The organism is Solimonas soli DSM 21787 (assembly GCF_000474945.1).
Classification (GTDB): domain Bacteria; phylum Pseudomonadota; class Gammaproteobacteria; order Nevskiales; family Nevskiaceae; genus Solimonas; species Solimonas soli.
Genome location: NZ_AXDW01000019.1, coordinates 72,980 through 79,898, shown reverse-complemented (window position 1 = coordinate 79,898; position 6,919 = coordinate 72,980). Strand labels below are relative to the sequence as shown.

The 6,919-nt window shown below is 66.9% G+C and carries 6 protein-coding genes; 5 read left to right on the top strand and 1 reads right to left on the bottom strand.

The window, feature by feature from the left end:
- Nucleotides 1–284: 284 nt before the first annotated feature.
- Complete coding sequence (locus K344_RS0110645; RefSeq protein WP_028080661.1) at nucleotides 285–1,634, bottom strand: MFS transporter; 1,350 nt, start codon at nucleotides 1,632–1,634, stop codon at nucleotides 285–287.
- Between the two features lie 217 nt (nucleotides 1,635–1,851).
- Here K344_RS0110645 and cyoA point away from each other — a divergent pair, with 217 nt between their 5' ends.
- Genes cyoA through K344_RS0110620 form a run of 5 tightly spaced genes read left to right on the top strand, consistent with a single transcriptional unit; the run spans nucleotide 1,852 to nucleotide 6,785 of the window.
- Nucleotides 1,852–2,928: a ubiquinol oxidase subunit II gene (gene cyoA, locus K344_RS0110640; RefSeq protein ID WP_028080660.1), complete on the top strand. Its 1,077-nt coding sequence runs from the start codon at nucleotides 1,852–1,854 to the stop codon at nucleotides 2,926–2,928.
- A gap of 32 nt (nucleotides 2,929–2,960) precedes the next feature.
- Entirely contained in the window at nucleotides 2,961–4,964 is a 2,004-nt protein-coding gene (gene cyoB, locus K344_RS0110635) for a cytochrome o ubiquinol oxidase subunit I (protein WP_028080659.1), read from the top strand.
- 3 nt (nucleotides 4,965–4,967) lie between these two features.
- Complete coding sequence (cyoC, locus tag K344_RS0110630; RefSeq protein ID WP_028080658.1) at nucleotides 4,968–5,597, top strand: cytochrome o ubiquinol oxidase subunit III; 630 nt, start codon at nucleotides 4,968–4,970, stop codon at nucleotides 5,595–5,597.
- Nucleotides 5,594–6,016, top strand: a complete 423-nt coding sequence (gene cyoD / locus K344_RS0110625; RefSeq protein ID WP_028080657.1) for a cytochrome o ubiquinol oxidase subunit IV — start codon at nucleotides 5,594–5,596, stop codon at nucleotides 6,014–6,016. The genes cyoC and cyoD overlap by 4 nt, the downstream gene beginning before the upstream one ends.
- Nucleotides 5,994–6,785, top strand: a complete 792-nt coding sequence (locus K344_RS0110620; RefSeq protein WP_028080656.1) for an SURF1 family protein — start codon at nucleotides 5,994–5,996, stop codon at nucleotides 6,783–6,785. Before cyoD ends, K344_RS0110620 begins: the two co-directional genes overlap by 23 nt.
- Nucleotides 6,786–6,919 lie beyond the last annotated feature (134 nt).

Below are 6,919 nucleotides of genomic sequence, written 5' to 3'. Positions count from 1 at the left end.
AAGGTGAAGGCCACCGTCACCGCCGCCGGCGAAGACACCGCAACCTACGATCAGGCCGCGAAGATCTTCGAGGAGATGTCACTGTCCGACAACTTCCCCGAGTTCCTCACGCTGCCGCTGTACGAGGCGATGGCGTAAGCCGGGCTGCCGAGCGGCGGGGGGCCGCCGCGGCAGCGCAGCGAAAGCCAAAAGGCCGCGCAGCGATGCGCGGCCTTTTTCGTCGTCGATGCGCGCCGGAGCCGGCCGGCGCTTCCCGTGAAGCGAGGGTCGTGCCGCCAGTCCGCTCAGGCCTTCACGGGCCTGCCGTCGAGCCTGCGGCTCAGGCGCAGGGCGACCAGCGTCGCGACGCAACCCGACAGCAGGTAAAGGCCGACGTAGCCGACGCCGAGATGCGCGGCGATCTGCAGCGCGACCAGCGGCGCGAAGGCGGCGCCGAGCAGCCAGCTGAAATCCGAGGTCAGCACCGCGCCGCTGTAGCGGAAGCGGCTTTCGAAACTCGAATTGACGACGCCGGAGGCCTGCGCGTGCGTGAAGCCGAGCAGGGCGAAGCCGACGAGGATGAAGATGTAGGCGCCGGTCTTGGTGCCGTGCAGGAACAGCGGCGTCATGCCGCCGATCGCGAACAGCGCGATCAGCACGGCGCCGGTCGCCAGCGTGTTGCGGCGGCCGATGCGGTCGGCGACCGTGCCGCCGATCAGCATGGTCAGCACGGCGATCGCCGCGCCGATGAGCTGCACGGTCAGATATTCGGATACCGCGTCCCGGGTGAACAGCGTGACCCAGGACAGCGGGAACACCGTGACGAGATGGAACAGCGCGTAGCTGGCCAGCGGCGCCAGTGCGCCGAGCACGATGCTGCGGCCCTGCGTGCGCACCAGCTCCAGCAGCGGCGAGGGCACCAGCTCGCGGGTCTTCAGCAGCTGCGTGAACTCCGGCGTGACGACCAGGCGCAGCCGCGCGAACAGGGCGACGACATTGATCGCGAAGGCGACGTAGAACGGATAGCGCCAGCCCCATTCGCGGAAATCGGCGTCCGACAGGCTGTGCAGCAGGAAGGCGAACAGCGCCGCGGCGAGCATGAAGCCGAGCGGCGCGCCGAGCTGCGCGATCATCGCGTACCAGCCGCGGCGGTTCTTCGGCGCGTTGAGCGCCAGCAGCGAGGGCAGGCCGTCCCAGCTGGCGCCGAGCGCGAGACCCTGGCCGACGCGCAGCAGCGCCAGCAGCACGATCGCCGCCATGCCGATCTCCTCGTAACTCGGCAGGAAGGCGATGCCGGCGGTCGAGGTGCCGAGCATGAACAGCGCGACCGTCAGCTTGGTGCCGCGGCCATACCAGCGATGGATGAAGCGCGCCAGCAGCGAACCGAACGGGCGCGCGACGAAGGCCAGCGAGAACACGGCGAAGGAATACGCCATCGCCTGCAGCGGCGCGGCGAAGGGGAAGTACACCTTCGGGAACACCAGCACCGAGGCGAGGCCGAACACGAAGAAATCGAAGAATTCGGAGATGCGGCCGATGACCACGCCGATGGCGATTTCGCCCGGCCCGACCTGCGCATGATCGGCGTGCAGCTGGCGAAGATCGCGCGCGGCGGCGTCGGAGGCGTGCGCGACCGGGGTTTGTCCGTTGTTCATGACCGTGGCTCGTGACCGGGCAGGGTGGCTCGGATGCGTCGTCCGAAGTGTGCGCCGCACGCGGCCGGCTGACCAGCGGGCGCGCGGACCCGGCTTCGGGCGGAGGCGAACGATCGCACGGCACGTGCCCGGCCGGCGATAGGACAAAACGTCCAATCGCCGGCCGCCCGAAGTATCCTTACAGTCGCGCATCCCGAGAAACCGCACACGATCCGACATGCCCGTCAGACTCCTGCGAGGATTGCCGTTGCTGGCGCTGCTGATTTTGCTGAGCGGCTGCAGCGCCGTGGTGCTCAAGCCGGCCGGCGACATCGCCGTCCAGCAGCGCGACCTCATCATCATCTCGACGGTGCTGATGCTGCTGATCATCGTGCCGGTGATCTTCCTCTCGCTGTTCTTCGCCTGGCGTTACCGGGCATCGAACCGGGACGCGCGCTACGAGCCGGACTGGCATCACTCGACGCAGCTCGAGCTGATCATCTGGTCGGCGCCGCTGCTCATCATCATCGCGCTCGGCGCGCTGACCTGGATCACCACGCACACGCTCGATCCGTATCGCCCGGTCGAACGGCTCGATGCGGCGCGCCGGTTGCCCGCCGACGCGAAGACCCTCGACGTGCAGGTCGTGGCGCTCGACTGGAAGTGGCTGTTCATCTATCCCGGCTATGGCATCGCCACCGTCAACGAGCTGGCGGCGCCGGTCGACACGCCGATCCATTTCACGCTGACCGCCTCATCGGTGATGAACTCGTTCTTCATTCCCGCGCTCGCCGGCCAGGTCTATGCGATGCCGGCGATGCAGACGCAGCTCCACGCCGTCATCAACGCGCCGGGCGAATTCGAAGGCTTTTCGGCGAACTACAGCGGCGCCGGGTTCTCCGACATGAAGTTCAAGTTCCACGGCCTTGCCCAGGCGGATTTCGCGCGGTGGGTCGAGCGGGTCAAGCGCGACGGCACGGCCCTGCGGCGCGAGGACTACCAGCAGCTCGAGAAGCCCAGCGTGCGCGAGCCGGTGCGCCACTACGCGACGGTCGATGCGTCGCTGTTCGACGCCATCGTCAATCTCTGCGTCGACCGCACGAAGATGTGCATGAGCCAGATGATGGCGATCGACGCGCAGGGCGGCATCGGCGGCCTGGCCGGCATCGCCAATGTCGCCAATCTGGCCTACGACCGGCCGCGCGCCATCGCCGCCGGTGAACGTCCGCGCGGCAACTACGTGCTGTCGATGTGCAGCGCCGACCTCGTGCCGGCCGCCTTTTCCTCCCGCCTTGCCGCCTCGGCCGCGCGCTGAACGCCAGCACGAGCTGCTGTCCGGACCCGACGATGCACGAAACCGCCAACACCACGAGCTTCCTCTTCGGCCGCCTGAGCTGGGACGCGATTCCGTTCCACGAGCCGATCCTGCTGTGGACCTTCATCGCCGTCGCCATCGGCGGCGTGGCGCTGCTCGCGCTGATCACGCGGCTCGGCGCCTGGGGCATGCTGTGGCGCGACTGGTTCACCAGCGTCGATCACAAGAAGATCGGCATCATGTACATCGTGCTCGGCGTGGTCATGCTGCTGCGCGGCTTTTCCGACGCCATCATGATGCGCATCCAGCAGGCCTGGGCCTTCGGCGATTCGATGGGCTATCTGCCGCCGCATCACTACGACCAGATCTTCACCGCGCACGGCGTGATCATGATCTTCTTCGTGGCGATGCCGCTGGTCGTCGGCCTGATGAACATCGTCGTGCCCCTGCAGATCGGCGCGCGCGACGTGGCCTTTCCGTTCCTCAACAACTTCAGCTTCTGGATGACGGTGGCCGGCGCGGTGCTGGTGATGCTGTCGCTGTTCGTCGGCGAGTTCGCCAAGACCGGCTGGCTGGCATATCCGCCCTTGTCGGGCATCGCCTACAGCCCCGATGTCGGCGTCGATTACTACGCCTGGTCGCTGCAGATCGCCGGCGTCGGCACCCTGCTGTCCGGCGTCAACTTCATCGTCACCATCGTCAAGATGCGCGCGCCCGGCATGACGCTGATGAAGATGCCGATCTTCACCTGGACCGCGCTGTGCACCAACGTGCTGATCGTCGCCGCCTTCCCGGTGCTGACCGCCGTGCTCGCGCTGCTGTCGCTGGACCGCTACGTCGGCACCAATTTCTTCACGAACGATTTCGGCGGCAACGCCATGATGTACGTGAACCTGATCTGGATCTGGGGCCATCCCGAGGTCTACATCCTGATCCTGCCGGTGTTCGGCGTGTTCTCGGAAGTGGTGTCGACGTTCTCCGGCAAGAAGCTGTTCGGCTACGCCTCGATGGTCTACGCGACGGTGGTCATCACCATCCTCTCGTATCTCGTGTGGCTGCATCATTTCTTCACGATGGGCTCGGGCGCGAGCGTCAACTCGTTCTTCGGCATCACCACGATGATCATCTCGATCCCCACCGGCGCGAAGATGTTCAACTGGCTGTTCACCATGTACCGCGGCCGCATCCGCTTCGAGGTGCCGATGCTGTGGGCGGTCGGCTTCATGGTGACCTTCGTCGTCGGCGGCATGACCGGCGTGCTGCTCGCGGTGCCGCCGGCCGACTTCGTGCTGCACAACTCGCTGTTCCTGATCGCACACTTCCACAACGTGATCATCGGCGGCGTGGTGTTCGGCCTGTTCGCCGGCATCAACTACTGGTTCCCCAAGGCGATGGGCTTCCGGCTCGATCCGTTCTGGGGCAAGGTCTCGTTCTGGTTCTGGCTGAGCGGCTACTGGATCGCCTTCACGCCGCTGTATGTGCTCGGCCTGATGGGCGTGACGCGCCGTCTCAGCCATTTCGACGATCCTTCGCTGCAGATCTGGTTCCAGATCGCGCTGGTCGGCGCGGTGCTGATCCTGTTCGGCATCATGGCCTTCCTCGTGCAGCTCTACGTGAGCATCCGCGACCGCGCCAGGCTGCGCGACAGCAGCGGCGATCCATGGAACGGCCGCACCCTGGAGTGGTCGACCTCCTCGCCGGCGCCGGCCTACAACTTCGCCTTCACGCCGCGCGTGCACGAGCAGGACGCCTGGGCGGACATGAAGCAGCGCGGCCACCGGCGGCCGACCTCGGGCTTCCTGCCGATCCACATGCCGAAGAACACGGCCGCCGGCATCGTGCTCGCCGGCCTGGCGATGGCCTGCGGCTTCGCGCTGATCTGGCACATCTGGTGGATGGCGGGTGCGGCGTTCGTGGCACTCGTCGCCAGCGCCATCGCGCACACCTTCAACAGCGATCGCGACTTCCACATCCCGGCCGAAGAGGTCGCGCGGGTCGAAGGCGAGCGCACGCGGCTGCTCGCGCAACAGGTCTGAATCATGTCGACGACTGCACAGATGGCATCCAATGCCGGCGAGGCCCCGGTCTTCTATCTCACCGAGGACCATCATCCGGAGAACGGCACGCTGCTCGGCTTCTGGCTGTACCTGATGAGCGACTGCCTGATCTTCGCCTGCCTGTTCGCCATGTACGGCGTGCTCGGCGGCAGCTACGCGGCCGGCCCCGGGCCGAAGGAACTGTTCGATCTGCCGCTGGTCGCGGTGAACACGTCGATGCTGCTGCTGTCGTCGATCACCTACGGCTTCGCCATGCTGGAGATGCAGCGCAGCAACAAAATCCCGACGCTGATCTGGCTGTTCGTCACCGGCTGCTTCGGTCTCGCGTTCCTCGGCATCGAGCTGACCGAGTTCCACCACATGATCGCCGAAGGCGCCGGCCCGCAGCGCAGCGCCTTCCTGTCGTCGTTCTTCACGCTGGTCGGCACGCATGGCCTGCACGTGAGCTTCGGCATCATCTGGCTGGTGGTGCTGATGGTGCAGGTGGGCCAGCGCGGCCTCACCGCCGTCAACCAGCGCCGCCTGAGCTGCCTGTCGCTGTTCTGGCACTTCCTCGACGTCGTCTGGATCGGCGTCTTCACCTTCGTCTATCTGATGGGAGTGCTGCGGTGAGCACGACGCACCACAACGCCAGCGGCGCGCACGGCGGTGCCGACGAACCGCACGTGCACAGCCATGACCACGGCCACGGCGGCGGCGCGCCGCATTCGACGCTGAAGGGCTACATGACGGGCTTCGTCCTGTCGGTGATCCTGACCGCGATCCCGTTCTGGATCGTCATGGGCGACGTGTTCAAGTCGAACCACACGGCGACCGTCGTCGTGCTGGCCTTCGCCTTCGTGCAGATCTTCGTGCACATGGTGTACTTCCTGCACATGAACACCTCGTCCGAAGGCGGCTGGAACATGCTGGCGCTGATCTTCACCGGCGTGCTGGTGATCATCACGCTGAGCGGCTCGCTGTGGGTCATGTACCACATGAATGCCAACATGATGCCGCCGAGCGTGCATGACATGCGCAACATGCCCTGAGGACGTGGCGCGCCGCGCGCGCGCCGTGCCGCGGTCGGTCGCGGCACTTCTCGGGCTCGGCCTGCTCGCGCTGCTGCTGTTCGCGGTGTTCGTCGCGCTCGGCACCTGGCAGGCCGAGCGGCGCGCGTGGAAGCTCGATCTCATCGCCCGCGTCGAGCAACGCCTCGCTGCGGCGCCGGTCGAGGCGCCGGGGCGCGAGGCCTGGGCGCAGTTCGACGCCGCGCGAAACGAATACCTGAAAGTGCGTGCCACGGGCGTCTTCGACCATGCGCACGAAACGCTGGTGCAGGCGGTCACCGAACGCGGCCCCGGCTTCTGGGTGCTGACGCCGCTGCGCCGTGCCGACGGCAGCGTGATTCTCGTCAACCGCGGCTTCGTCGACGGCGAGCATCGCGATGCCGCGACGCGCGCCGCCGGCCGGAGCGAAGGTGAAACGCGCCTCACCGGCCTGCTGCGTCGCAGCGAGCCGCAGGGTGCGTTCCTTCGTCGCAACGATCCGGCGCGCGGCCGCTGGTACTCGCGCGACGTCGCCGCGATCGCCGCCGCCGACGGCCTGCCGGCCGCGGACGTCGCGCCGTTCTTCATCGACGCCGACGCCGCGGCGAATCCCGGCGGCTGGCCGGTCGGCGGCCTCACCGTCGTGCGCTTCCACAACAGTCACCTCGTCTATCTGCTGACCTGGTACACGCTCGCGGCGATGGTCCTCGGCGCGGCGATCGTCGTCGGCCGCCACGAGTGGCGGCTGCGTCGTCCCGGCGGCCGTTACTGAGGCGGCCATAATGAACTTGAAAATGTTGAATACTCGGCCGAACGCCTGCGGACTTTGCCGAATGCGCGGTTGCCGCCTCAATACGCACAGAGCACGGGTCTTGTTATTGATCCGGCCACGCCGGCCGGGGCTCA

Excerpts from the sequence above, each read along its gene's own strand:
- K344_RS0110620 (WP_028080656.1), top strand. The coding sequence starts at position 5,994 with ATGACATGCGCAACATGCCCTGAGGACGTGGCGCGCCGCGCGCGCGCC.
- cyoA (WP_028080660.1), top strand. The coding sequence starts at position 1,852 with ATGCCCGTCAGACTCCTGCGAGGATTGCCGTTGCTGGCGCTGCTGATT.
- K344_RS0110645 (WP_028080661.1), bottom strand. The coding sequence starts at position 1,634 with ATGAACAACGGACAAACCCCGGTCGCGCACGCCTCCGACGCCGCCGCG.
- cyoB (WP_028080659.1), top strand. The coding sequence starts at position 2,961 with ATGCACGAAACCGCCAACACCACGAGCTTCCTCTTCGGCCGCCTGAGC.
- cyoC (WP_028080658.1), top strand. The coding sequence starts at position 4,968 with ATGTCGACGACTGCACAGATGGCATCCAATGCCGGCGAGGCCCCGGTC.